General features: G+C 72.2%; 20 protein-coding genes. 9 read left to right on the top strand and 11 right to left on the bottom strand.

The features are described 5' to 3' along the window. Window positions 1-331 precede the first annotated feature (331 nt). Together IH80_RS0120560 and IH80_RS43900 are read left to right on the top strand one after the other, a co-directional pair. Entirely contained in the window at window positions 332-2,335 is a 2,004-nt protein-coding gene (locus IH80_RS0120560; protein WP_234432313.1) for an RICIN domain-containing protein, read from the top strand. Window positions 2,336-2,480: 145 nt separating this feature from the next. Further along, entirely contained in the window at window positions 2,481-3,158 is a 678-nt protein-coding gene (locus tag IH80_RS43900) for a hypothetical protein (RefSeq protein ID WP_030962321.1), read from the top strand. A 55-nt stretch (window positions 3,159-3,213) separates the two neighbouring features. Here the strand turns inward: IH80_RS43900 and IH80_RS43895 are convergent, their stop codons facing one another. Continuing rightward, window positions 3,214-3,567 carry a hypothetical protein gene (locus IH80_RS43895; protein ID WP_030962320.1) on the bottom strand — a complete coding sequence of 118 codons (354 nt, stop codon included), beginning with the start codon at window positions 3,565-3,567 and terminating at the stop codon, window positions 3,214-3,216. Between the two features lie 162 nt (window positions 3,568-3,729). On the opposite strand from IH80_RS43895, the gene IH80_RS0120545 reads away from it, so the two are divergent. After that, window positions 3,730-4,782: an endonuclease/exonuclease/phosphatase family protein gene (locus IH80_RS0120545; RefSeq protein ID WP_386390976.1), complete on the top strand. Its 1,053-nt coding sequence runs from the start codon at window positions 3,730-3,732 to the stop codon at window positions 4,780-4,782. Here the strand turns inward: IH80_RS0120545 and IH80_RS0120540 are convergent. From IH80_RS0120540 to IH80_RS0120515, 6 genes are all read right to left on the bottom strand, one after another. Further along, window positions 4,777-5,748 carry an NAD(P)-dependent alcohol dehydrogenase gene (locus IH80_RS0120540; protein WP_030962318.1) on the bottom strand — a complete coding sequence of 324 codons (972 nt, stop codon included), beginning with the start codon at window positions 5,746-5,748 and terminating at the stop codon, window positions 4,777-4,779. The genes IH80_RS0120545 and IH80_RS0120540 overlap by 6 nt on opposite strands. Next, window positions 5,745-5,978 (bottom strand): helix-turn-helix transcriptional regulator, encoded by a 234-nt coding sequence (locus tag IH80_RS0120535; RefSeq protein WP_030962317.1) that lies wholly within the window; start codon window positions 5,976-5,978, stop codon window positions 5,745-5,747. Before IH80_RS0120535 ends, IH80_RS0120540 begins: the two co-directional genes overlap by 4 nt. Continuing rightward, entirely contained in the window at window positions 5,972-6,400 is a 429-nt protein-coding gene (locus tag IH80_RS0120530; protein WP_030962316.1) for a hypothetical protein, read from the bottom strand. The genes IH80_RS0120535 and IH80_RS0120530 overlap by 7 nt, the downstream gene beginning before the upstream one ends. A gap of 71 nt (window positions 6,401-6,471) precedes the next feature. After that, window positions 6,472-7,251 (bottom strand): SOS response-associated peptidase, encoded by a 780-nt coding sequence (locus IH80_RS0120525; protein WP_051809614.1) that lies wholly within the window; start codon window positions 7,249-7,251, stop codon window positions 6,472-6,474. A 76-nt stretch (window positions 7,252-7,327) separates the two neighbouring features. Next, window positions 7,328-9,304, bottom strand: coding sequence for a helix-turn-helix domain-containing protein (locus IH80_RS0120520; RefSeq protein ID WP_078906649.1), 1,977 nt, complete (start codon window positions 9,302-9,304; stop codon window positions 7,328-7,330). Between the two features lie 134 nt (window positions 9,305-9,438). Next, a complete protein-coding gene (locus IH80_RS0120515) occupies window positions 9,439-10,833 on the bottom strand; it encodes an MFS transporter (protein WP_030962312.1) in 1,395 nt (464 codons plus the stop codon). A 191-nt stretch (window positions 10,834-11,024) separates the two neighbouring features. Between IH80_RS0120515 and IH80_RS0120510 the strand changes: the two genes are divergently transcribed. After that, a complete protein-coding gene (locus IH80_RS0120510; RefSeq protein WP_051809612.1) occupies window positions 11,025-12,503 on the top strand; it encodes a M1 family metallopeptidase in 1,479 nt (492 codons plus the stop codon). Between the two features lie 16 nt (window positions 12,504-12,519). Here IH80_RS0120510 and IH80_RS0120505 read toward each other — a convergent pair whose 3' ends face one another. Further along, window positions 12,520-13,212, bottom strand: coding sequence for an N-acetylmuramoyl-L-alanine amidase (locus tag IH80_RS0120505; protein WP_078906648.1), 693 nt, complete (start codon window positions 13,210-13,212; stop codon window positions 12,520-12,522). A 465-nt stretch (window positions 13,213-13,677) separates the two neighbouring features. On the opposite strand from IH80_RS0120505, the gene IH80_RS0120500 reads away from it, so the two are divergent. The 3 genes from IH80_RS0120500 to IH80_RS0120490 all read left to right on the top strand — a co-directional run bounded on the left by IH80_RS0120500 (window position 13,678) and on the right by IH80_RS0120490 (window position 18,716). Beyond that, entirely contained in the window at window positions 13,678-15,885 is a 2,208-nt protein-coding gene (locus IH80_RS0120500) for an endonuclease (protein ID WP_051809610.1), read from the top strand. Between the two features lie 99 nt (window positions 15,886-15,984). Then, the gene (locus IH80_RS0120495; RefSeq protein ID WP_037880572.1) at window positions 15,985-16,857 is read left to right on the top strand and encodes an aldo/keto reductase; all 873 of its coding nucleotides are present in this window, start codon (window positions 15,985-15,987) and stop codon (window positions 16,855-16,857) included. A gap of 110 nt (window positions 16,858-16,967) precedes the next feature. Beyond that, a complete protein-coding gene (locus IH80_RS0120490) occupies window positions 16,968-18,716 on the top strand; it encodes a GAF domain-containing protein (RefSeq protein WP_030962305.1) in 1,749 nt (582 codons plus the stop codon). A gap of 95 nt (window positions 18,717-18,811) precedes the next feature. Here the strand turns inward: IH80_RS0120490 and IH80_RS0120485 are convergent, their stop codons facing one another. Together IH80_RS0120485 and IH80_RS39515 are read right to left on the bottom strand one after the other, a co-directional pair. Next, window positions 18,812-19,279 (bottom strand): pyridoxamine 5'-phosphate oxidase family protein, encoded by a 468-nt coding sequence (locus IH80_RS0120485; protein ID WP_030962303.1) that lies wholly within the window; start codon window positions 19,277-19,279, stop codon window positions 18,812-18,814. A gap of 127 nt (window positions 19,280-19,406) precedes the next feature. Beyond that, window positions 19,407-19,733 carry an STAS domain-containing protein gene (locus tag IH80_RS39515; protein ID WP_051809609.1) on the bottom strand — a complete coding sequence of 109 codons (327 nt, stop codon included), beginning with the start codon at window positions 19,731-19,733 and terminating at the stop codon, window positions 19,407-19,409. 265 nt (window positions 19,734-19,998) lie between these two features. Between IH80_RS39515 and IH80_RS0120475 the strand changes: the two genes are divergently transcribed. After that, a complete protein-coding gene (locus IH80_RS0120475) occupies window positions 19,999-20,721 on the top strand; it encodes a response regulator (RefSeq protein WP_030962299.1) in 723 nt (240 codons plus the stop codon). 25 nt (window positions 20,722-20,746) lie between these two features. On the opposite strand, the gene IH80_RS0120470 is transcribed toward IH80_RS0120475, so the two are convergent. Continuing rightward, window positions 20,747-21,640: a universal stress protein gene (locus IH80_RS0120470; protein ID WP_030962298.1), complete on the bottom strand. Its 894-nt coding sequence runs from the start codon at window positions 21,638-21,640 to the stop codon at window positions 20,747-20,749. 280 nt (window positions 21,641-21,920) lie between these two features. On the opposite strand from IH80_RS0120470, the gene IH80_RS0120465 reads away from it, so the two are divergent. After that, window positions 21,921-24,290, top strand: a complete 2,370-nt coding sequence (locus IH80_RS0120465) for a phosphoketolase (protein WP_030962297.1) — start codon at window positions 21,921-21,923, stop codon at window positions 24,288-24,290. Window positions 24,291-24,394 lie beyond the last annotated feature (104 nt).

Raw genomic sequence — 24,394 nt, 5'->3', positions numbered from 1 at the left:
GCAGGTAGTAATTAGGTGAATTCCTGACTGAATTCCCGTCAATAAGCTTCCGCATCATATCTCGATTTGATAACAACCCGCCCGGAAAGGACTGGACCTTTCCCGCGCAACGCGCGTAACTGCCTTGTTCTTATTGCAAGTTGAGTGTTCGTCAAATTATGCCGACAGGTAACGGAATGATTTCTCGATCCGCGCCCCCGTTTGTCCGAATTCTCCGCGGCATTCGTCTGGCAGGCTTCCGCGCACCCCACTAGTACGACAACGATTTGAGGTGCCCATGACAGGACGTCGCAGACGCGCTGCCACCCCCCACCGCCGCAAACCCCGGCGGTTGATACTCGCCACCGCCGCCGTGGCAGCGGGTGCGGTGATCGCCGCGGGCATCGCCTACTCCGGGCTCGGCGACGGTGCCCAGGCCGCCGGATCCGTCGAGGCCGCGGCCTCCGCTCCGGCCGCCGCCCCCGCCCGGGACCAGGAGCCGGAACCCCTTTCCGCCGCGCCGGCCAACGAGAACGCCCGCGGCATGATCTACGACGGCCTGCAGCCCGCCCCCAAGGGCGACCGCTGCGTCGGCGTCTACCGCACCGGGGACGGGCACTGCACCCACGGTCCCGACGCCCCGCCCAAGGGCGTCGACATCACCAAGGACATCCCGCCGGCCGTCAAGGAGACGGCCCCGGCGGCCGATCCGGCCAAGCCCTCCACCGACGACCCGGCCAGCAAGGAAGGCGGCGGGCGTCCTCAGGACGCGCCCGCGGCCGACGCCGCGGGCACCAAGGACGCCGCGCCCCAGCCTGCCGCAGCGGAGGGCGGCCAGGCCGTCGCCGCGGGCCCCGCGGGCCAGACGGTCCAGTGCGACGGTGACGGCAGTACCGGCAACCGCGTTCAGGTCGTGTACGTCCACGCCCCCGGCAAGGACCGTTACTCCGAGTACGTCGCCTCGTTCCGCAAGTGGGCGGCCGACGCCGACCTCATCTACTCGGCGAGCGCCAAGGAGACCGGCGGCGTCCGGCACATCCGCTACGTCACCGCCGCGGACTGCACCCCCACCGTGCTCAACATCGAGCTCCCGGCCAACGCCCTGGCCGAGTTCAGCGCGACCAACAACGCGCTGGCCGCCAAGGGCCTCGACCGCCGCGACCGCAAGTACATGATCTTCGCCGACAGCCAGGTCTACTGCGGCATCGGCACCTTCGCGGGCGACGAGCGTCCCGGCCAGGCGAACCAGAGCAACTTCGGCCCGTCCTACGGGCGCACGGACTCGGGCTGCTGGGGCGGACACACCGCCGCGCACGAGCTCGGCCACAACCTGGGCGCGGTCAACAACAGCGCCCCGAACACCAGCCGCGGCGCGCACTGCACCGACGAGTACGACGTCATGTGCTACTCGGACACCCCGTACTACCCGCAGATGCGCAACATCTGCACCAACCAGGCGTCCGAGAACATCCTGGACTGCAACCACGACGACTACTTCCACACCAGTCCCAAGCCGGGCAGCTACCTGGCCACGCACTGGAACATCGCCGACAACCAGTTCCTGATGAAGACCAAGGGCGGTGGCGGCGGCACGGACCCCGGTCCCAACCCGAATCCGACGCCCACGAAGAAGCCCAGCCCGACGCCGACGAAGCAGCCCACGGGCGGACCGACCGCGACCGCGGCCCAGATCCAGTCCGACTCGGTCGTCGTGAGCTGGCCCAAGGTCGAGGGCACCGCCTGGTACCAGGTGATGCTGAACGGCAAGCACCTGGCCTGGGTCCAGTCGCAGGTGCTGCGCATCTACAACCTCCAGCCCAACACCTCGTACTCGGTGACCGTCTCGGCCCGTGACGCCTCCGGCCGCGACAGCGGGCCCGGCAAGGCCGCGACCTTCCGTACGACCGGCGCGGGCGGCGGGGCCACCACCCCGGGCAGCCGCTACACGCTCGGCAACGGCAGCACCGGCATGGCCGCGGAGGTCTGGGGCGGGCGCACCGCCGACGGCACCGTGCTCGTCGGTGGCCGCGCCAACGGCTACGCCCAGCAGCAGTGGTACTTCGACGACGCCGGCAACGGACAGGTCCGCATCAAGTCCGCGGTCTCCGGCAAGTGCCTCCAGCCGGGCGGCTCCCCCGCCCCGGGCATGTGGGTCTCCCAGCAGCCCTGCGACAAGAACAACGGCGCGCAGGCCTGGAAGCTGACGTCCCGCGGCAGCGCGGTCACCGTCACGGACCCGAGTGGCGGCTTCGCCCTCACCGTCAGCAACCGCCCGTACTACGGGAACTGGCTGCTGGACCTCCAGCGCGCGGACGGCCGCGCGGCGCAGGCCTGGACCCTCCAGAAGTCCGGCTGAGCACTGCCGCCACGCCCGGCGCCCGGGCGCAACCCACGCCCGGGCGCCGGGACCACCCCGTGACGCCGTGATCCCGCCCCGGCGGACGGCCGCCCCGTGCGGCCGTCCGCCGGTTTCCCCTCATCTCGACCGGAGCACCCCGACGATGCGCATAAGAACCGCTCTCTCCGCCACCCTGGCCGCACTCGGTCTCATGTTCCTGCTCCCCGCTGCGGCCCATGCCCACGGAGACACTCTGAAGGTGGTGGTGACCGGACAACGCGCCGGCCACGTCACCACCGACATCACCTGGGAGAACGACGGGGACGCCGTCGACGAGACCGTCGCCGCCACCGTGAACGCGGTCAGCGTCGACGGCTCCCGCACGATGGGCCCCTGGCGCCTGGTCCGCGACCCGGCAGCCGCACCCGCCGGCTGGACCACCGCCGAGGTCCTGCCGCCCGGTACGTGGAAGGTCAGCGTCGAGGTGGGGTTCCCCGCGCTCGGGAAGGGTGAACTCGAAGTCGGTGTACCCGTGGTGGACCCGGCTCCGACCACCGGCGGGGGGACCACCGGCGGTGGCGCCACCTCCACCACCGGCGGCACTCCGGCCGTCTCCGCCCCGACTCCCGACTCCGCCTCCGGTTCCGGTGCCGCCGCGGCGACGGCCGCGGACGCGTCGTCCCCCGCTCCGGCTCCTTCCGGGACGCAGGCGGTGTCCGGCTCCGAGGGCGACGCCGTCTGGTGGACCACGGCGGGTGTCGCGGTGACCGCGCTGGCCGGAGCGGGTGTGGGCCTGCTGCTGCGCCGGCGACGGATGCGCGGCGCGTGCCGCACGTCGTAGCCGGTCGGCAGCGGGTCGGGCCGGGCTGCGCGAGCCCGGCCCGACCGGTGTGCGGCTACCGGGCGGTGGCCCCGCGGCCCGCCGCCGCCACGGTCAGGGCGAGCCGGTCCGCTGCGTGCGGGGCGCGTCCGAGGAAGAGGCTCGGCCCGATGAGATAACTGTTCCAGCGCACCACCGGTGCGGGATTCCACAGCCGGGTCGCGCGGGCCGTGGCCTCGGCCCAGGCGAGGAACTCGTCCAGCCGTCCGATGTAGTCCCAGGTCGAGCGGATGACGGCCAGGTCGAAGCCGCCCCACTGCACGGGGTCGGCGTCCCAGGTCACCGGCTCCGCGGACAGGCCCGCCGCGCCAAGGGCCTCCAGCAGCAGCGGCAGATCGGTGTCCTCGTCGAGTCCGGTGCCGCTCGTCACGACCGCGACCCTTGCCGCACCCAGGTGGTTCTTCCCCGTCCCCTCACCCCCGGCCGCCTCCGGTGCCCGTGCGGGAACCCCGGCGGCGGATCACGCGTCGTAGCGGGCGACGTCGTGCTCATGGTGCGGGACGGGAAGGGTCCGGAACGGATGGGCGGGGCATTGGCGAGGCGGACGGGCGGCGGGACGGCCCGCGGTGGGGCCGGGGGCGGGCTCGGCGGTGCGGGCGGCGGGGTCACCGGCACCGTGCGGCGCGCGGGCCGGTGGCGCGCGGCGACCGGGGCCGGGCGCGGGCGCGTCCTCGCCCCTCTCGCGCTGCTGACCGCCGCCGTGCTGGCGTTCCACTCCGCCGTGCCCAACGCGGTGGGCCGCCTCGGAAGCCTGCTGGAGGCGTTCCTGCCCTGGCTCGGCCTTGCGGTCCCGGTGCTGTTCGTGGCGGCGCTGGCACGCAGGTCGGCCGTCACGCTGGTGTCCCTGCTGCTGCCCCTGGTCACCTGGGTGTGGCTCTTCGGCGGCCTGCTCCTTCCCGCGGAGGGCGGTCCCCACCACCTCACGGTGGTCCAGCACAACGTCAGCGACGAGAACCCGGATCCGGCGGGCACCGCGGCCGCTCTGGCGGCTGCCGCGCCGGAGCTCATCGCCCTGGAGGAGCTGACGCCCCCGGCGCTGCCCGTCTATGCGGCGGCCCTGGCTCCGCGGTATCCGTACTACGCGGTCGAGGGCACGGTCGGTCTCTGGTCGACGTACCCGCTGACGGGCGTACGGCGGCTGGACATCAAGCCCGCGGGCATCGGGGAGGGCTGGAGCCGCGGCCTGCGGGCCGGGGTGACCACGCCGCAGGGCGAGATCGCCGTGTACGTCGCCCACCTGCCCTCGGTGCGCATCCGGCCGTCCGGGTTCGCCTCGCAGCTGCGGGACGAGAGCGCGCTGCTGCTGGGCGCGGCCGTCGCCGCCGAGCCGGTGGACCGGGTGGTCCTGCTCGGAGACCTCAACGGCACCGTGGACGACCGCGGGCTCGCTCCCCTGACCTCGCGGATGGGGGCTCCCCGGCGGGGGTTCGCCCTCAGCTGGCCCGCGTCCTTCCCGGTCTCCCGGATCGACCAGGTCCTGGTGCGTTCGGCGGGCGTCGCCGGGATCCGCACGCTGCCCGCCACCGGCAGCGACCACCTGCCGGTGGTCGCCCGCATCACCTGGGATCCCGCGGCCGGCTCATAGCCGGATCGCGATCTTCCCGCGTACCCGGCCGCTCCTCAGGTGCCGGATGGCGTCGGGCACTTCGGCCAGCGGGTAGGTCCGGTCCACGACCGGGGTGACGGAGCCGGCCTCGATGAGTTCCGTGAGGGCCCGCAGGTCGCTGTGGTGCTGTTCCATGACGGCGAGCGGACGCAGTCGCTGACCGACGAACGGCGACAGCAAGAGGGCGCCCAGCTGGCGTTCGTTGCCGCCGATCCACCGGCCGCCGCCCTCGCCGCCGACGATGACGAGGGTCCCGCGGGCGGTGAGGGCGCGGCGCAGCCGGGACAGCGGCCGGTTGCCCGCGATGTCGAGGACGAGGTCGTAACGGCGGCTGCCGTCGACCGGGTCCTCGCGCGTGTAGTCGACGACCTCGTCGGCTCCGATGGACCGGACCAGGTCGGTCTTGGTGCCGCTGCAGACTCCGGTGACGTGGGCCCCGAAGGCCTTGGCCACCTGCACGGCGTACGTGCCGACGCCGCCGGAGGCGCCCAGTACCAGGACGCTCTGCCCGGCCCGGACCCGGCCGGCGTCGCGCAGGGCCTTGAGGGCGGTGACGGCGGACACGGGCACGGTGGCGGCCTCTTCGAAGCCGAGGTTCGCCGGCTTCGGCGCGAGGGCGTCCTCCTTGGCGCAGGCGTACTCGGCGAACGACCCCTGGCAGCCGCCGTACACCTCGTCGCCGGGCCTGACCCGGGTGACCCCGGGCCCGACGGCCTCCACCTGTCCCGCCAGGTCCATGCCGGGTACCCGCACGCGGGGTGCCCGGAGCCCGAACACGGGGCGCAGGGCGTACGGAAGTCCGGACATGAGGTGCCAGACGCCCTGGTCGACGGCGCCGGCACGGACCCGTACGAGCACCTCGCCGGGGCCCGGGACCGGCCGTTCCAGCTCGTCGAGCCGCAGCACTTCCGGGGGGCCGTAGCGGTCCTGGACGATCGCCTTCATGCGTCTTCTCCCTCGGTGGCGCAGTACTGGAACACGGAATCGAGCGGAACGGCGAACACCCGGGCGATCTCGAAGGCCTTCTCCAGGGAGGGCGAGTAGCGGCCCTGTTCGATGGCGATGACGGTCTGCCGGGTGACGCCGATCCTGCGGGCGAGTTCGGCCTGGGTCATCTCGCCGTTGGCGAAGCGCAGGGTCCGGATCCGGTTGGTGACCCTCGTCGGCCTCACCACGGCTGGAAGCCCGTCCGGTAGGCGAAGATCTTCGCCGTGGAGGCGAGCAGCGCCGAGAGGACGAACGCCAGGTAGACGGCGTTGGCGATCCAGAACCGGTCCGCCCCGGCCATGGCGAGGACGAGTGCGGCCACGGCGCCGACGACGACGAACGACTGGCCGATGTGGTCGCCGAAGTGGTGGATCTCGCGGTCGCGCTGGTCCTTGGTCCTGCCCTCCTCCGGCGAGAGGAGCGCGACGGTGATGTGCAGCAGGACGGAGGCCGCGATGGCCGAGCCGACCGTCCACAGCAGTGCGGCCACGTACGGCTGCCGGGCGATCGGGCCGTCCCCGGACCGCCCGAAGACGACGGCCAGGTACGCCGCGTACGACACGACCGTGACCACGATCATGATCCAGGCGCGTTTCTCCTCGACTGCCACGACCACTCCCCATGTAAAGAAAACCTGACACCCGAAGTGTCAAGCAAGCCGTACACGGTGTCAATGATTCTTTACTCGCCCGTCGATCCGGGGTCTGCGGGATGCGCCGGATCCGCAGGGCCCCCGGGGTCGTCCAGGAGCTCGGGCCCGTTGTTGCGCACGTTGTTGACCGCCGTCGACACGGGGCGCACGTCGAGGCGGCCGCCGCCGGGCGCGGCGAGCAGGGCACGCAGTTCGTCCGCGTCCTGGTGGGACGGGTCGAGCCAGGCCTCGTAGTCGGCGGGGGCGAGCGCCAGCGGCATCCGTGGATGGACGCGGCCGGCCGCGTCGGTCGCCTCGGTGGTGATGATCGTGCAGGTCGCCCACCACGCGGCCGGGTCGTCGCCGTCGGCGACACCGGGGTCGCGCCAGAACTCGTAGAGCCCGGCCATCGCCATCACGGCGCCGTCCTCGGGGCGGATGAAGTACGGCTGCTTGTACGCCTTCGCCCCGGCCGAGGCGGGAACGGCCTGCCACTCGTAGAACCCGTCCGCCGGCAGCAGGCAGCGGCGCTTGGCGAAAGCACGCCGGTACGCGGGCTTCTCGTGCACCGTCTCCACCCGCGCATTGATCATCTTTGCGCCGCCGGACGGGCTCTTCGACCACGACGGCACCAGGCCCCACCGCAGGGGGCGGAGCCGGCGCTCCAGCAGCCCGCTCTCCCGGTCGGCGCGCTCCAGCACCGCCCAGACCGCGTCGGTGGGGGCTACGTTCCAGCTGGGTTCCAGCGCGTCCCCCGGGTCCGGGGGCGCGGCCTGGAAGAGGCCGGAGAGGTCTTCGGGACCGCGGGTGGAGACATATCGGCCGCACATGCCTTCCACCCTGCCATCTGTGGCGCCCTGCCGTCGGCTGCGGCGCGAACCGCGCCGCGCGGGTGGTGGCTACGCCCTACGCGGGCGGCGGACCGGCATCGTCCGGCCGCTGCACCCGGTGGACACGCAGGGCGAGTTGGAGCTCCAGGGCCCGTTCCGGTCGCTGCCAGTCACGGCCCAGCAGGCGGCCTATCCGGTCCAGACGCTGCACCACGGTGTTGACGTGCACGTGGAGGGCCTCGGCGGCCCTGGCCTGGCTCGCGCCCTCGTCGAAGTAGGTCCGGAGGGTGTGGAGGAGTTCGGTGCCGCGCTTCGCGTCGTAGTCGAGCACGGGCCCCAGGTTCCCGCGCACGTAGCCGCCGAGGTCCGTCCGGTCGCCGAGCAGCACACCGAGGAAGCCCAGGTCACCCAGGGCGGCGCCGGATCCCTCCCGGCCCAGCGCGCGCAGGGCGGTCCGGCAGCGCAGGGCTTCGGCGTGGGCCCCGGGGTACCGTCCCGGCGCCGTGACCGGGCCCGCGGAGCCGACCGTGACGGGGCGGGCGAGCGCCTGGCCCAGCTCGCCCGCGAGGCTCGCGGCGCCGGGTCCGGGGTGCTCGGTGGGCAGGACGAGGACCACGTCGTCGTGGTGCAGCCCGGCGAGGCCCTTGCGGGCGTGCGCGATCCGGGCGGCGGCGGACAGGAGCCGCTGCCGGGAAGCGGTGCCGCAGTGCAGGACGAACACCCCGTGCGGGTGGTCCGGGTCCACGCCGGCCCGGCGGGCCCGGGCCGGCAGGCTCGCCGGGTCGGCGGCGCCGGTGAGGAGGTCGCCGAGGAGTTCGCCCCGCACCCGGTCCTCCGTCTCGGCGACCGAGCGGCTCTGGAGCAGCAGCAGGGCCGTGACGACCGCGGCCCGCTCGAAGAGGCGGCGGTCGGCGTCGCCGAGGTCGGGGCGGCCGGTCAGGGCGATGCTGCCGAGCAGTTCGGGGCCCGCGAGGACGGCGCACACCCACATGCCGTCGGCGGGCACGGCGCGTCCTCCCGCCCGGGACGCGGTGACGGCCCGGGCGGGCGGCCGCCCGGAATCGGTGCCGGACCGGGCGAGTTCGGTGCCGTCGGCATCGTGGATCAGGGTGCCGCCCTGCAGGACGGTGCCGATGGCGGTGGCGACGTCGCCGATGCCGGCGCCGCGCAGCACCAGGTCGGTCAGCCGGTCGTGGGCGTCCTCGGCCCGCCGCATGGCGTCGCTGTGCGCCTCGATGGTCCGCGAGGCCTCGTTGAGGTCGACGAGCGCGCTGCGGGTCTCGTCGAGCAGGCGGGCGCTGTCGATGGCGATGGCGGCGTGGTCGGCGAGGGAGGACAGGAGGGCCACCTCGTCGGGGGTGAAGGTGCGGGCGGTGCGGTCCGCCGCGTACAGGACGCCGATCACCCGGTTGCCCAGGCGGAGCGGGACGCCCAGGATGGCCCGTAGCCCCTCCTCCGCGACGGCGCCGTCGATCGTCGCGGTGTGCCGGAAGCGCCGGTCGTCGCGGTAGTCGCCGGTGGAGTAGGGGCGGGCCGTCTTGGCGACCAGACCGCCGAGGCCCTCCCCCATGCCGAGGCGGACCTGCTGGAAGGCGGCGGAGACCGAGCCGTCGGTCACCCGCATGTAGGTGTCGCCCGCGTCGTCGTCGTTGAGGGACAGGTACGTCACGTCCGTGCCGAGGAGCAGCTTGGCGCGGTGGACGATGGCCTTCAGCACGGCGTCCAGGTCCCTGAGCCGGGCCAGGTCCCCGGCGGTGTCGAAGAGCGCGGCCAGTTCGGCCTCGCGGCGGCGGTGCTGGCCGAGCGTGCGGCGGATGCGGAGCGCGACCCGGGTGGCCTCGGCGACCACGGCCGCCTCGGCGTCTTCGAGGTGGGAGCCGCTGGCCGGCGCGGCGGGCGGTGCGAACTGCTCGGCCGGCGCGCCCCGGTCGAGCAGGTCCAGCAGGTGGTGCAGGTGCCGCAGCGCGGTCCAGGACTGCCCGGTGCCGGTGCCGGTTCGAGGGCCCGTTCCGGTGCCGGTGCCGGTACTCGCGGTGTTTCCGGTGGTGGGCATCGGGCGCTCTCCGTCGTGGTGGTGGACTCGGTGGGGCCGGGCCGGGCAGGGCGGCGGGCACTGCCGGGCGCCGGGCCAGGCAGCGCCCACGGTGTCGGCGCCCGGTGTTCCAGTGCCCGGTGCCCGTCTGCGGTTCAGTTGTCGGCCGGCACCGCTTCGTACCCGGTCCCGCGCGGGGTGGGGACCGTGCCGCCTGCCGGGGCGTGTTCGCGGGCCAGGCTACGCCCGCGGGTCTCCTTGGCGACCAGCACGGTCAGCGTGGTGACCGCTGCCGCGGCACCCAGGTAGACCGAGACCGGTATGGAGGAGTCGTAGTCCTTGAGCAGGGCCACGGCGACGATCGGGGCGAGCGCGCCGCCGACGACGGAGGCGAGCTGGGATCCCATCGAGGCACCCGAGTAGCGGACCTCGGTGGCGAACATCTCCGAGATGAAGGCGGCCTGCGGCCCGTACATCGCGCCGTGCAGGAGGAGCCCGACGGTCACGGCGGCCACGATCACCGGGAAGGACCGGGAGTCGAGCAGGGCGAAGAAGGCGAACGCCCAGCCGATCATGCCGACGGAGCCGATGAGGGTGACGGGGCGGCGGCCGATCCGGTCGGAGAGGGCGCCCCACGCCGGGATGGCCGCGAAGTGGACGGCTGAGCCGATCAGGACGGCGTTCAGGCCGTCGCTCTTGGGGAGCCCGAGGTGGCTGGTGACGTAGACGAGGAGGAAGGCGGTGATGACGTAGTACGAGATGTTCTCGCCGAGGCGGGTGCCGATCGCGGTCAGGACGCCGCGCCAGTTCGTACGGAACACCTCCGTCACGGGCGGTTTCGCCCCGACACCGGCGGCGGCCCGCTGCGCGGCCTTGGCCTGCGCCTCCAGGAAGACCGGGGACTCCGACACGGATATCCGGATCCACAGGCCGATCATCACGAGCACGCCCGAGAGCAGGAAGGGGATGCGCCAGCCCCAGGCGAGGAAGGCCTCGTCGGACTGGACGGCGGCGAGGAGCGCCAGTACGCCGGTGGCCAGCAGGTTGCCGCCGGGCGCCCCCGCCTGCGGCCAGGAGGCCCAGAAGCCGCGGTTCCTGTCGTCACCGTGCTCGGAGACGAGCAGCACCGCGCCGCCCCACTCCCCGCCGAGCGCGAACCCCTGGATCAGGCGCAGGAGCGTGAGGAGGACGGGGGCGCCGACGCCGATGCTCGCGTGGGTGGGCAGCAGGCCCATGGCGAAGGTCGCGCCGCCCATGAGGAGGAGGCTGAGGACGAGGAGCCGCTTGCGGCCGATCTTGTCGCCGTAGTGGCCGAAGACGAGACCGCCGAGGGGGCGGGCCGCGAAGCCGATCGCGTAGGTGAGGAAGGCGAGGAGGGTGCCGACCAGCGGTTCGCTCTCGGGAAAGAACAGCTCGTTGAAGACCAGCGCGGCGGCCGAGCCGTAGAGGAAGAAGTCGTACCACTCGATGGTGGTGCCGATCAGGCTCGCTGCGACGATTCTCCGGATGCCGGACGGGGCCGGTGCGGCGGCCGATACGGGGGAGGTCATGTGCACCACTTCCGGGGTCTGCGGGGACGTTCCGTGTGGCCACACCGTAGAAGCCCGCAGGTCGGCGGCGTATGTGGCGGGCACTCACATTCGGGTACCGGCCGGTGTGGGAGTCCACCACGCTCCCGCCGCCGACGCCGGAGGGGTCATGGGCACGGCGTGGCGAGGGCGGAGCACTCCCGGGCTGGGTCATGATCGGCTGCGTGAGGACCTCCGGACGTCTGACCGCCTTCGCCCTCGCGGGCCTGCTCGCCGCACTTCCCGCATGCTCGCAGTCCAGCGGCCGCGGCAGCAGCGGGGCGGGGGCACCGAGGGCCAAGGACAGCGCTCGGACGGAGGCGTCCGGCACGGTGTTCCGGGGCGGGCGTCCCGGTGCCGCAGGCGCCGGTGACCCGTACTTCCCCCAGCTCGGCAACGGCGGCTACGACGTCACCCACTACGCCCTGACCCTGGACTACGACCCCGGCAACGGCCGTCTCAAGGGCACTGCGGAGATCACCGCGAAAGCCACCGCGGACCTGAGCGCCTTCAATCTCGACCTCCTCGGCATGGAGGTGCTGGGTGCCACGGTCGACGGCGGCACGGCGCAGGTCCGCCAGGACGGGCCGGAGCTGACCCTGCAGCCGCGCCATCACCTCAGGAAGGGCGCCGCCTTCCGCAGCGTCGTGCACTACGCGGGCACGCCGGAGTCGATCACCCACGACCACGGGTGGCGCGAGGGCTGGTTGAGGACGGCCAAGGGAGCGGTCGCGTTCGGTGAACCGACGGGCTCGATGTCCTGGTTCCCCGGCAGTCATCACCCCTCGGACAAGGCCTCCTACGACATCACCATCACCGTCCCCAAGGGGGTGCAGGCGATCTCCAACGGGCAGCTTCGCGTCCGGCGCACCAGCGGCGACCGCACCACCTTCCACTGGCACCAGGCCGAGCCCATGGCCAGCCATGTGGCGACGGTGGCCATCGGCAGCTACGACATCAGGACCTCCCGCACCCGATCGGGCGTACCGGTCGTGTCGGCGATGGACACGACCGCGGACATGGACGAGGAGGACGGAGCGGTCCTCGGCCGGTTCCCCGAGATCATGGAATGGGCCGAGAGGAGGTTCGGTCCCTACCCCTTCGCCGCCGCCGGGCTGATCGTCGATCAGGCGGCCGACGTGCCCTACGCCCTGGAGACGCAGACCAGGCCGACCATTCCGGCCGGCATCTTCCACACCACCAACGTGGTGCACGAACTGGCCCACCAGTGGTTCGGCAACTCCGTGACCCCGCGGACCTGGCGGGACATGTGGCTCAACGAGGGTTTCGCGACCTACGCGGAATGGCTTTGGACCGAGGACCACGAGGGGGCCAGCGCCCAGGACCACTTCGACCGGAACCACGCCAAGGCCGCGGACGACGACGAGTGGGATTTCCCGCCCGCCGATCCGCCGAGCGCCTCGGACATCTCCGGCCAGCCGGTGTACGTGCGCGGCGCGATGGTGATCCACAAGATCCGCCAGGCCCTGGGCGACGAGGGCTTCCGCACCCTGGTGCGGGGCTGGACCCTGCGCCACCGGCACGGCCACGCCTCGACGGACGACTTCACCGCGTACGTGGAAGCCGCGGCCGGCCGTGACCTCGACTCGATCTGGGACTCGTGGCTCCACGGCCACGGCAAGCCCGCGTGACGGGGGCGACGCGGTGTCAGGTCCTGATGCGCCGGCGCGCGGTCCCGACGAGGTTCATGTACTTGTCCCAGTCCCAGACGGTCCCGGGGTCGTCGTGCGTGGACAGCGGGACCTCGACGTGGCCCAGGATGTGGTCCCGGTCGACGGGCACGTCGTACTTCGCGCAGATCGTGGCCGTGAGGACGGCGGACGCCTCGTACATCCCGTCGGTGTACACGGGCTGATCGGTCCATCCTTCGTGCTCGATGCCGATGCTCCGGTAGTTGTACCAGACGCTGCCCGAGTGCCAGGCCACGTCGCGCTCGCGCACGCACTGGGCGATGCGGGTGCCGGTTGCGCTGATCATGTAGTGCGCGGACACCCTCTCGGTGTCGTCCCGGAACTTGGCGAACATGACCGGCAGGGTGTCCGTCGTCAGGTGGATGACGACGTATTCGATGGGGTACGCCTCGGGGCGGTCGGAGGCCGTGTAGTTCGACTCGGATGCTTCGACCCAGACGGCGGGGGCGTAGTCCACCGACCGGTCCGGTCGAGGCGCCGCAGGCGGCCCAGCGGCGACGGGGGCCTTGCGTCCGGGGCGCGGCAGTGCAGGTTTCGCCTCCTCCTCGGGTCTCATCAGCTGGGGCAGCCCGACGGCGGCCAGAGCCGTACCCGCCGTGCCGGCGGCACCCCACAACAGCCGTCGACGACTCAGCGGGCTGTCTTCCATGGCCACTCCTCATGAAGTCGAGCAGGCAGGCAGAGGACGACGCGCCGCGCATCCCGCAATCACGATGCGGGGGCGGCACGTCCCGTAATCTGATGCTTCACCAGTGCCCACACCGCGGCAACCGGTCCTCCACCACTCGGCGCACGCCCTCGCGCTGACCAGCCCCGTCCTCGCCGGAGCGCGCTACTCCACGCGCTCGGCGCGTATGAGTCGTTCGAGCTCGCCGACTCGACCGGGTGGTCATGCGATCGCGACGGCGACATCGGCGGTGACATCTCAGGTCGGCCCTCCCTCCCCGGCGCCCCCGGAAACACGTGCCGAGAAATTGACGCAGCAACCACTGCGCACCTCCTCTCAGTCGACTGGGCGCGGCGCGCATGCCCTGTGCCCATACTGAAATGAGGGGAGGAACGGGGAGGGACCGACATCTGACGACGAAGGCTGCCGCCGAGGAGGCGAGCCGCAATGACAGTGGAGCAGTTGTCACACGCTGACAAGGGTTTCCTGGAGCAGATGGAGGATGCCAGTCGGCGCTACGCGAGCCGTACCGGAGAACGCGGCGGCCGCATGGCGGCGCTCGAGCAGCAGGGCATCCTCTACGCCGACACCCCGGAACGGGTCAGCAGCAGGCTGAACCGTCTGGGCGTCGACTGGGCGATGGCCACCGCGATCGAGCGGACACCGGCGGCCGCCACGACCGGGACCAGCCTGGATCTGGACCGCGAGCTGGTCGGCACCGACCTGTTGATGCTTGAACGGTTCATGGGCCGCAACGATCTCATCGGAATCGACTACCTCGAAGGCGGCTTCCTCGCCGCCCGCTCGATCGGCCGGATAACCGTCCGCAGTCCTGGTTCGTCCCACCACGGAACCGGTTTCCTGGTGTCCCCCTCACTGCTGATGACGAACAATCACGTGCTGGGCTCCGCCGAGGAGGCGGCCGCCGGAGTGATCGAGTTCAACTTCCAGGCGGGCCTGGACGGGCAGCCGCTCGTTCCGGTCGTCTTCGCGCTCGATCCGCACCGCTTCTTCGTCACCCACCGTGACCTCGATTTCACCGTGGTGGCCGTCTCAGACCGCTCCCAGGACGGTCAGCCGCTGACGGCTTTCGGGAGACTGCCGCTCAAGGAAGCTCAGGGCAAGGCCGTCATCGGGGAACTCGTCAACATCATCCAGCACCCCAACGGCGAGCCCAAGCAGCTCGCCCTCCGGGACAACCAGATCGTGGACGTGCTGGAGGACTTCGTGCACTACTCGGCCGACACGGCGCGCGGCTCCTCGGGTGCTCCGGTGTTCAACGACCAGTGGGAGGTCGTGGCACTGCACCACGCCGGTGCTCCCCGCAGGGACCACGACGGCAACGTGCTGGCCGTCGACGGAACCCGCTGGCATCCGAGCATGGGAGAACACCGGGTGGACTGGATGGCCAATGAGGGCGTGCGGGTCAGTCGCATCCTCGGCACGATCCAGCAGTTCCCTCTGTCCGGCACCGCCGCCGCGCTCCGCGCGGAGCTGTTCGCGTCCGGCTCCTCCCTGCATCCCGTGGAAGTCTCGCCGCCGACGGTCCCGGCGTTCCTGACGGGTCGGACGAACGGCGCCGCGCCCAGGAACGTGACGGTGGACGGCAGCGGCGGGCACCACGCCACGACAGGATCGGTCAGCTGGAGCGTCCCCCTGCGCATCAGCGTCAGCCTCGACGAGAACACCGGCACCGGCACCGGCACCGGCACCGACGGTCTGCAGCCCCGGGCCGCATCGCCTGCCGTGGTCACGGCGCCGGCCGGGATCGGACGTATCGACGGTCAGTCGCCCGCCGAGCGGGACCTGGCGGCCGCCATGGTCAACCTCGCGGCCTTCAGTGACCGCCCCTACTACGACGAGGCCTCGGACCTGGCCGCACGCGACGCCTACTACGCGGGCATCCATGTCGGGAACCCCACGAGCCTGCGCCTCGCGCTGGCCGAGCACCTGGAGTCCACGCACCAGCGCCGGCCCGCGTACAAACCGATGCGCCTGCTCTACCCATGGGTGGACCTGCACCCCGACGAGAAGCTGCACGGAATCTATTCGGGCAAGGGCTTCACTCCGGAGGAGCTCATGGAGGCCGACGCGGCGGTGGAGGCCGCCCGAATAGGGCGCTGGCAGGAGTTCATGCTCCACGAGAGCGCACCCGGTCCGGAAGCCGTCGAAGCCGAGCTCGACCGCCTGGAGGCGTCGCTGCCCTTCAACTGCGAACACGTCGTGCCCCAGTCATGGTTCGCGAAGAAGGAGCCCATGCGCGGAGACCTGCACCATCTCTTCGCCTGCGAGTCGACGTGCAACAGCTTCCGCGGGAACATCCCCTACTTCGACTTCCCGGACTTCGACGAGGCCGTTCGGCACGACTGCGGGCGCCGGGATCCGGGGAGGTTCGAACCCTCGGAGGGCAAGGGGCCGGTCGCCAGGGCGACGCTCTACTTCCTGCTCCGCTACCCCGGCAGGATCGGCGACGAGGCGCGCGAACTCCAGCGGGCCGGCCTCGAAATGCTGCTGAACTGGCACAGGGACCACCCGGTGGAGGTCTACGAGCAGCACCGCAACGCGGCGATAGCCGAGATGCAGGGCAACCGCAATCCGCTGATAGACCATCCGGAGTGGGCCGAGGAGATCGACTTCGCTGGTGCGTGGACCTGAACGGAGGCGTGGTCTCGGCAGGTGGAAGAACGAGGTGTCCATGGGGGAGGTTGCAGGCGCGCCGGGTATCGTCGCCCCGACGAGGGGGAGACGAGACCGATGACTTCAGGTACGCCCGCCCAGGACGGGCCGGCCCGCACCTTCTCCGTCGGGGGTGAATTCCCGGTGTCCCGGATCGGGTTCGGCGCCATGCGCCTGCCGACCTGGCCCCCTACCGCCAGGGACGAAGCGATCGCGGTGGCCCGGCGCGCCGTCGCCCTGGGGGTCGGTCTGATCGACACCGCGCACCTCTACGGATGGGGTGCGAACGAGGAACTCCTCGCCGAGGCCCTGCACCCGTACCCGGACGGCCTGCTGGTCACCACCAAGGCCGGCGTCGTCCGCACCGGGGGCCCCGAGGGGTGGGCCTATGACGCCGACCCGGCCAGTCTGCGCGTACAGGTCGAGCACGGACTGCGCCGCCTCCGTACGGAACGGATCGGCCTGCTGCAACTGCACCGCATCGACCCGAAGGTGCCCCTCGCCGAGCAGGTGGGCGCGCTCCACGAGCTCCGGCTGGCAGGGAAGATCGGGCACATCGGGCTGTCGGAGGTCAGCGTCGAACAGCTCGCCGAGGCCCGGCGGACGGCCGAGATCGCGAGCGTGCAGAACCGCTACAACCTCATGGACCGGCAGTACGAGCCCGTCCTCGAGGCCTGCGAGGCCGCGGGGATCGCCTTCCTGCCCTGGCGTCCCGTCGCCGCGGCAGCGCCCGGCAGGGCCGTGGAACTCGCCGCTGTCGCCGCCGAACTCGGGGCCACGACACCGCAGCTCCTCCTCGCCTGGCTGCTCACCCGCTCGCCCGTCATGGTGCCGATCCCCGGCACGGCCTCGCTCGCCCACCTCGCGGAGAACGTCGCCGCGACCGGTTTCCGGCTGAGCCGGGCGCAGCTCGACCGTCTCGAAGCCCTGGCCGCGCCCACGGTGGCGTGAGCCTCCCGCCCCCGGCGTGTCGATAGTCTGACCGGGGGCCGGCCTTCGGGCGGTCGGCTCAGGGGAAGAAGCGAGTGGGTGTGGGGGATCAGTTGACGCAGGTGCCGAGGATGCGGCTGGACGAGCTGCTGGACGAGCTCCAGGTACGCATCGACGAGGTGCGCGGCACCCGGGACCGGGTGCACAGCCTGCTGGAGGCCGTCGTGTCGGTGGGGCGGGAACTGGATCTCGCCCAGGTGCTCCGGCGCATCGTGGAGGCGGCCGCTCTGCTGGTGGACGCCGAGTACGGCGCCCTGGGCGTGATCGGCCCCGACGGGCGGACCCTCGCACAGTTCCTGACCGTGGGGCTCAGCGATGAGGAGATCGCGGCCATCGGCCCGCTGCCGGCCGGCCACGGCCTGCTCGGCGAGGTCATCCACCATCCGGAGCCCCTGCGCCTGACCGATCTCGGGGCGCACCCGTCCTCCCACGGTTTTCCGGCCCATCACCCGCCCATGCGCACGTTCCTCGGGGTGCCGATCCGGGTCCGCGACGAGGTGTTCGGCAACCTCTACCTGACCGACAAGCGGGGCGGGGTCGACTTCGACACCGAGGACGAGACGGTGATCTCCACCCTCTCGGTGGCGGCGGGCGTGGCGATCGACAACGCGCGGCTCTACGAGGGGGCGCAGCGTCAGCAGCGATGGCTGCGGGCCAATGCGGAGATCACCGGGAGTCTGCTGTCCGGGAGTTCACGCCCGGAGGTGCTGGAACTCATCGCCCGCCGCGCCCAGGAGATCACCGCGGCACGGCTCGCACACATCGCCGTCCCGGTGGACGGCGTCGACGGTCTGGTCGTGGAGTACGTGGCGGGCACGGACGGAGCCGCGTGCCAGGGCCTCGTCGTCCCCTTCGAGGGGACGCTCTCCGGAGCCGCGCACCGGGCGGGGAGGCCCGTGACGGCATTGCAGGTCTCGGACGACGGGCGCTTCGCGACCGTGGATCCGTCGCAGGGACGGGACGGAGCCGGACGGGACGGAGCCGGACGGAACGGAGCGGGACGGGACGGAGCGGGACGGGACGGAACCGGACCGGCCGTGGCGGTTCCGCTGGGCACCTCGGGCGGGGAGGGCCGGGGCGTACTGCTGCTCTCGCGCTCCGCGGGGGAGCCGGCGTTCGGCGAGGGCGAACTGGAGCCGCTCGTCGCTTTCGCGGGCCAGGCCGCGATCGCTCTGGAACTGGCGGAGCGGCGTCGGGACGCCGAGCAGATAGCGCTGCTGGAGGAACGTGACAGGATCGCCCGCGACCTGCACGATCTGGCCATCCAGCGGCTCTTCGCCACCGGCATGACCCTGCAGAGCGCCGCCCGGCTCGTGGAGCACGAGGGCGCCGCCGAACGGGTCGGCCGGGCGGTCGACGACCTGGACGAGACGATCAAGATCATCCGGTCGACGATCTTCGGGCTCCGCACCAAGGACCGCGAGAGCGGGCCCGGGCTGCGGGCCCGTGCCGCCCGGGCCGTCGGCTACGCCGCCACCTCCCTGGGCCATCCGCCGCGGCTGACCATGGAAGGGCTCCTGGACACCGATGTCCCTCCGCAGATCGCCGACCACGTGGTCGCGGTGCTCGGGGAGCTCCTCAGCAACGCCGCCCGCCACGCGCGGGCGACCCGCGTCGACGTGAACCTCAGGGCCGCGGGGGGCGAGGTCGCGCTGGCCGTGTCGGACAACGGCACGGGCATCCCCGCGGAGGGGCGCAGGAGCGGTCTGCGCAACCTCGACGAGCGGGCACAGGTCGTGGGCGGGAGCTTCACCGTCGAGACTCCCGAGGAGGGCGGCAGCCGGCTCGTGTGGCGGGCACCGCTCCCCCGGAGCGGCTGAGGAAGCCGGTGAGGCGGCGCACTGCGCTGAACGGCACCGTGGCGGCACTGCGCCGAACGGCGCGGCGCGAGCGGCGCGGCGCTGCAGCCGGGCGGCTACGGTGCCGCCTCCAGCCGGAAACCCGTGACGAGATCCGGGCGGATCCGCAGGGTACCGGTCATCGGCTGTCCCACCCAGGGGCGCAGCAGGTCCGCGTACCGGTCGGTCTCCTCGGCGTCGAGCACTGATCGGGCGTAGCCGGTGACGACGACGCTCCACCCGAGGTGGGTGTCCGGGTCGATGGCATCCGCTTCGTACGCCACCACCACGCCCGGGACGTCGGCGGGTGCCGCCAGGGAAGCCAGTGCTCCGCCCTCGTGGATCCGGATGATGATGTCCTCGCCCTCGACGAGGTGGTTCACCGGCCGTACGGCAGGCAGCGCGTGCTGGGTGAAGACGATGCGTCCCAGCGACACGGTGGCGAGGAGCCTCAGGGCCTCGGCCCTGTCGACCTCCCGCATGCGGCGGGCGGACATCGCTCCACCGGTCCGGCCGGCGGGTCGCCGTTCGCCTTCCTGATCCATGATCCGTACCTTCATCCGGCCCCGCTCGGTCCTACGGCATCCGACGTTCCAGCCTCCCTCTCGCTCCACCGGTGGGAACAGGGCCGAACGGACCCCTTCCGTACCCCGTTTCCGGAAGCCCCCGCGATCACGAGACGACGAACTTCAGCTCCCGGTCGGCAGCGAGCACTCGCATCGGTTTGATCACACGGGGCGGTACGTCGCACAGGAGGAGCCGAGTGCCGGCCGCACGACAGTGCCGGTCGAAGCAGGTGAGGAGGTCGACGCCCGCACTGTCGCAGAAGGAGAGCCCGCACAGGTCCAGGACGATGGTGCGGTGGCCGGACCGGGCGCGTTCGCGCAGGCGCGGCCCCACCTGTTCGGCCGTGTGGAAGTCGAGCTCTCCGGCCAGGGCGATTCTCAGACCGTGGTCGTCCCGTGCCACGGTCCTCAGGTCGATCAAGGCGCTCTGCATGACGTCCTCCGCGCTGCGTGCGGCTCTGTGGAGTCGCGCCGTCCCCGTCCTCCCTCAGTTCATCCGCTGCCGCGGCCGCCGGGGAAGGCCCGGCAGTCCTTCCGGACAGGGCCGAAGGTCCCCTTCGCAGGGACCGGTCGGTACCTGCCGCACGGAGCCTCCCCGTCCGATGAGGGCCGATCGGCCCTGTCCGTTCGCCCTGTCCGGCGGGCAGGATGCCGTTGTTCGTGCGTCAAGGGACGAACCCAGGCGAAGGAGTTGCGTCATGACCGGCAGTAGTGCCCCCTCCCCCGCGGCGGAGCCCATCCGGGTCTTCCTTCTCGACGACCACGAGGTCGTGCGCCGGGGCGTGCACGACCTGTTGGACGCCGAGCCCGATCTGACCGTGATCGGAGAGGCGGGCACGGCGGAACAGGCACTGATCCGCATTCCGGCGCTGCGTCCCCAGGTCGCGGTCCTGGACGTACGGCTCCAGGACGGCGACGGAGTGAGCGTGTGCCGTGAGCTGCGCTCCCGGATGCCCGAACTGGCCTGCCTCATGCTCACGTCGTTCGACGACGAGGAAGCCCTCCTGGACGCCGTGATGGCGGGGGCCTCCGGCTACGTCCTGAAACAGATCACCGGCACCGACCTGGTGACCGCCGTGCGGACCGTGGCCTCGGGCCAGTCGATGCTCGACGCCGGGGCGACCAGCCGGCTGATGGCCCGCATGCGGGGGGAGGTGCCCCAGGAGGAGCAGGTCCCGGGGCTTCCCGGCTTCACGGAGCGGGAGAAGGAGATCCTCCTCATGGTCAGCGAGGGGCTCACCAACCGGGAGATCGGCAAGCGGCTCTACCTGGCGGAGAAGACCGTCAAGAACATCATCTCGCGGTTGTTCGTCAAGCTCGGGGTGGAGCGGCGGGTCCAGGCCGCCGTGATCGCCAGCCACGCCCTGACCCCGCCCGGGGGCCGTCACCCCGCTCCCTCCCCGGCCTCGTCCCGGGAATAGGGGCCACCCGGAGGTCGTCGGCGCGTCAGTGGTGCGGGACGACGGCGACGGGGCAGGTCGAGTGGTGCAGGACCGCGTGGGCCACCGATCCGGTACGCGGTCCCAGTGCCGACTCCCGGATCCGGCGGCCGACGACGAGCAGTCGGGCGTCCGACGCGGCGGACAGCAGCACGTGCCCGGCGCTGCCCTGCTGCACCTGCGCGACTACCTCCACCTCGGGATACTTCGCCTTCCACGGCTCCAGTGCCTGCTCCAGCGCGGCCTTCTCGAACGGTTCCAGCCCGCCGAACTGCTCGGCGACCCACATCGACCCGGGGCTGTAGGCGTAGACCGGGGGCAGGCTCCAGGCGCGAACCGCGCGCAGTGGCGCTCTGCGTGCCGCGGCCGCCTCGAAGGCGAAGCGCAGTACGTCGGCGGATTCCTCGGCGCCACCCTGCTGGCCGACGACCACCTCGCCCCCGGCGGCCCCCTCGTCTCCGGCGGCCCCGGGCGTGGCGATGCCGTCCCGGGCGCGCACGGAGACGACGGGGCACTCGGCGGAGGCGATCAGCTGCTGTCCGTAGGAGCCCAGCAGGAAGCCGGCGAGAGCGCTGTGCCCACGCGTGCCGAGCACCAGCATCTCCGCGACCTTGGCGGCGCGCAGCAGGGCCGGCACGGGGACGTCCGGCACCACTTCCGCGGTGAGGGAGAGCCGCGGGTGGCGTCGGGTGAGCTCCGCCCGCGTCCCGTCCACGATCTCCTGGGCACGGCGGGCCTCGACGCCGCGGTCCTGGACGACCGGGACGGCCAGCGGCTGCCACAGCCAGGCGTGGACCACGTGCACGTGCAGGTCGCGGCGTACGGCTTCCTCGGCGGCCCAGCCGGCCGCGGCCCGGCTCTCGGGGGAGCCGTCCACGCCGACGACGAGGGTGCGCTTCATGGTGCTGTCCTCCGTACTGATGCGCGAGGCATCGGGGTCGATGGCCGGAACGGGTGGCGCGGGCCGGGGGAAGGACCGGGCGCCACCGGGATTCACCTTCCCCGGGCCGGGCAGGTGCGCGAAAGGGCCGACGGTCCCTCCCCCAGGGCCGGTCCTCCCCTCCCGGGTCCACCCGGGCGGCGCGCAGGGTGTCGGCATCGGCCCGGTCGCCGGAAGTCCCTCGCCCTCGGCCCCGCCTGCACCCTCGGCCTCACCCTCACCCTCACCCTCAGGAGCGGACATGACCGCGTTGACCACGCATTCCGTCGCGGAGCTGGACGCCCACTGGCGCGCCGCCAACTACCTGGCGGTGGGCCAGATCTACCTCATGGCCAATCCCCTGCTGACCGAACCGCTCAGGCCGGAGCACATCAAACCGCGGCTGCTCGGCCACTGGGGCACCTCCCCGGGCCTGAACCTGGTGCACACCCACCTCAACCGCGTGATCAAGGAGCGTCCGCTGGAGGCCCTGTGCGTCTGGGGTCCGGGGCACGGCGGCCCCGCCGTGCTGGCCAACTCCTGGCTTGAGGGGACGTACAGCGAGTGCTACCCGGACGTTCCGCGCGACGCGGGCGGCATGGCAGCGCTGTTCCGGCAGTTCTCCTTCCCCGGCGGCGTACCCAGCCATGTGGCCCCGGAGACGCCCGGGTCCATCCACGAGGGCGGGGAGCTCGGATATGCCCTCGCCCACGCCTATGGAGCCGCGTTCGACCGGCCCGGCCTGCTGGTCGCCTGCGTCATCGGCGACGGCGAGGCGGAGACCGGGCCGCTGGCCGCGTCCTGGCATGCGAACAAGTTCCTCGACCCGGTCCACGACGGCGCGGTCCTGCCGATCCTGCACCTCAACGGATACAAGATCGCCAACCCGACGGTGCTGGCCCGGATCCCCGAGGCCGAGCTCGATGCGCTGCTGCGCGGCTACGGCCACGAGCCCCTGTACGTCACCGGCAGCGACCCCGCCCAGGTGCACCAGGCCATGGCGCGCGCGATGGACCACGCCCTGGACCGCATCGCCGCCATCCAGCGCGGGGCGCGGGCGGCCGGCACCGGCGCCGGCCGGGAGTACCCCCGCTGGCCGATGATCGTGCTGCGCACCCCGAAGGGCTGGACGGGGCCCGCGAGCGTCGACGGCGACCCGGTCGAAGGCACATGGCGTTCCCACCAGGTCCCGCTCGCCGGGGTGCGCGAGAATCCCGCGCACCTGAAGCAGCTGGAGGACTGGCTGCGCTCGTACCGGCCGGAGGAACTCTTCGACGCCGAGGGCCGCCCGGTGGCCCAGGTCCTGGCCTGTGTCCCGGCGGGCGACCGTCGCCTGGGCGCCGTACCGTACGCGAACGGGGGCCGGCTGGTGCGGCCGCTCCCCCTGCCCGAGCTCGACGCGCACGCCGTCCCGGTCGACAAGCCGGGGCGCACGCTGCACGAACCGACCCGCGTCCTCGGGCACTTCCTCACGCAGGTCATGCGGGACACGGCCGGCCGGAGGGACTTCCGGGTCGTCGGACCGGACGAGACCGCCTCCAACCGGCTGGACGACCTGTACGAGGCCACCGGCAAGGCCTGGCAGGGCATCACGGAGGCCACCGACCGGAACCTCTCGCGCGACGGCCGGGTCATGGAGATCCTCTCCGAACACGTCTGCCAGGGCTGGCTGGAGGGCTACCTCCTCACCGGCCGCCACGGCCTGTTCTCCACGTACGAGGCCTTCGCGCACATCGTCGGCTCCATGGTCGGCCAGCACATCAAGTGGCTGAAGACCTCGCGCGAACTGTCCTGGCGGGCGCCGATCGCCTCCCTCAACTACCTGCTCACCTCACACGTCTGGCGCCAGGACAACAACGGCTTCTCACACCAGGACCCGGGCTTCGTCGACCACGTGCTCAACAAGAGCCCCGAGGTCGTCCGGGTCTATCTGCCGCCGGACGCCAACACCCTCCTCGCGGTGGCCGACCACGCCCTGCGCAGCCGCGACCAGGTGAACGTGGTCGTCGCCGGCAAGCAGCCCTGCTTCGACTGGCTCGGGATCGACGAGGCGCGTACGCACGTGGCGCGCGGCGCCGGCACATGGCAATGGGCCGGCACCGACGACGGCTCCCGCGAGCCCGATGTCGTCCTCGCCTGCGCCGGCGACGTCCCCACCATGGAAGTGCTGGCCGCCGCGGCCCTGCTCCGCGAGCACCTCCCCTCGCTGGCCGTCCGCGTCGTCAACGTCGTCGACATCGCCCGCCTGATGCCCCACGGGGAACACCCGCACGGCATGACGGACCCCGAGTACGACGCCCTGTTCACGACGGACCGGCCGGTGATCTTCGCCTACCACGGCTACCCGTGGCTCGTGCACCGCCTCGCCTACCGACGCAGCGGCCACCCCCGGCTGCACGTGCGCGGGTACAAGGAGTCCGGCACGACCACGACCCCGTTCGACATGGTGGTGCGCAACGACATGGACCGCTACCGACTGGTCATGGACGTCATCGACCGCGTCCCCGGCCTCACGGGCCGCGCCGACTGGCTGCGCCGGTCCATGGCCGACCGGCGCGTCCGCCACCACGCCTGGATCCGCGAACACGGCACGGACCTTCCGGAGGTCGTGAACTGGTCCTGGCCGTACTGATCAGGGCCGTTCAGCGCACGTGGCAGGGGGAGCGGAGTCCGCTCGGCAGGACGGACAGCGCTGTCACAGGTGCTCGAAGCAGCGGGTCCACGACGTCGCCCGGC

Origin of the sequence: Streptomyces sp. NRRL S-378, from assembly GCF_000720645.1 — a bacterium.
In the GTDB taxonomy this organism is placed as follows: Bacteria; Actinomycetota; Actinomycetes; order Streptomycetales; family Streptomycetaceae; genus Streptomyces.
This window is presented reverse-complemented; position numbering and strand designations above follow the sequence as displayed.

Coding starts and splice junctions, on each gene's coding strand:
- IH80_RS0120495 (WP_037880572.1), top strand. CDS start 15,985: ATGACTTCAGGTACGCCCGCCCAGGACGGGCCGGCCCGCACCTTCTCC.
- IH80_RS43900 (WP_030962321.1), top strand. CDS start 2,481: ATGCGCATAAGAACCGCTCTCTCCGCCACCCTGGCCGCACTCGGTCTC.
- IH80_RS0120510 (WP_051809612.1), top strand. CDS start 11,025: ATGATCGGCTGCGTGAGGACCTCCGGACGTCTGACCGCCTTCGCCCTC.
- IH80_RS0120475 (WP_030962299.1), top strand. CDS start 19,999: ATGACCGGCAGTAGTGCCCCCTCCCCCGCGGCGGAGCCCATCCGGGTC.
- IH80_RS0120470 (WP_030962298.1), bottom strand. CDS start 21,640: ATGAAGCGCACCCTCGTCGTCGGCGTGGACGGCTCCCCCGAGAGCCGG.
- IH80_RS0120540 (WP_030962318.1), bottom strand. CDS start 5,748: ATGAAGGCGATCGTCCAGGACCGCTACGGCCCCCCGGAAGTGCTGCGG.
- IH80_RS0120515 (WP_030962312.1), bottom strand. CDS start 10,833: ATGACCTCCCCCGTATCGGCCGCCGCACCGGCCCCGTCCGGCATCCGG.
- IH80_RS0120525 (WP_051809614.1), bottom strand. CDS start 7,251: ATGTGCGGCCGATATGTCTCCACCCGCGGTCCCGAAGACCTCTCCGGC.
- IH80_RS0120500 (WP_051809610.1), top strand. CDS start 13,678: ATGACAGTGGAGCAGTTGTCACACGCTGACAAGGGTTTCCTGGAGCAG.
- IH80_RS0120505 (WP_078906648.1), bottom strand. CDS start 13,212: ATGGAAGACAGCCCGCTGAGTCGTCGACGGCTGTTGTGGGGTGCCGCC.
- IH80_RS39515 (WP_051809609.1), bottom strand. CDS start 19,733: ATGCAGAGCGCCTTGATCGACCTGAGGACCGTGGCACGGGACGACCAC.
- IH80_RS0120485 (WP_030962303.1), bottom strand. CDS start 19,279: ATGGATCAGGAAGGCGAACGGCGACCCGCCGGCCGGACCGGTGGAGCG.
- IH80_RS0120465 (WP_030962297.1), top strand. CDS start 21,921: ATGACCGCGTTGACCACGCATTCCGTCGCGGAGCTGGACGCCCACTGG.
- IH80_RS0120520 (WP_078906649.1), bottom strand. CDS start 9,304: ATGCCCACCACCGGAAACACCGCGAGTACCGGCACCGGCACCGGAACG.
- IH80_RS0120490 (WP_030962305.1), top strand. CDS start 16,968: ATGCGGCTGGACGAGCTGCTGGACGAGCTCCAGGTACGCATCGACGAG.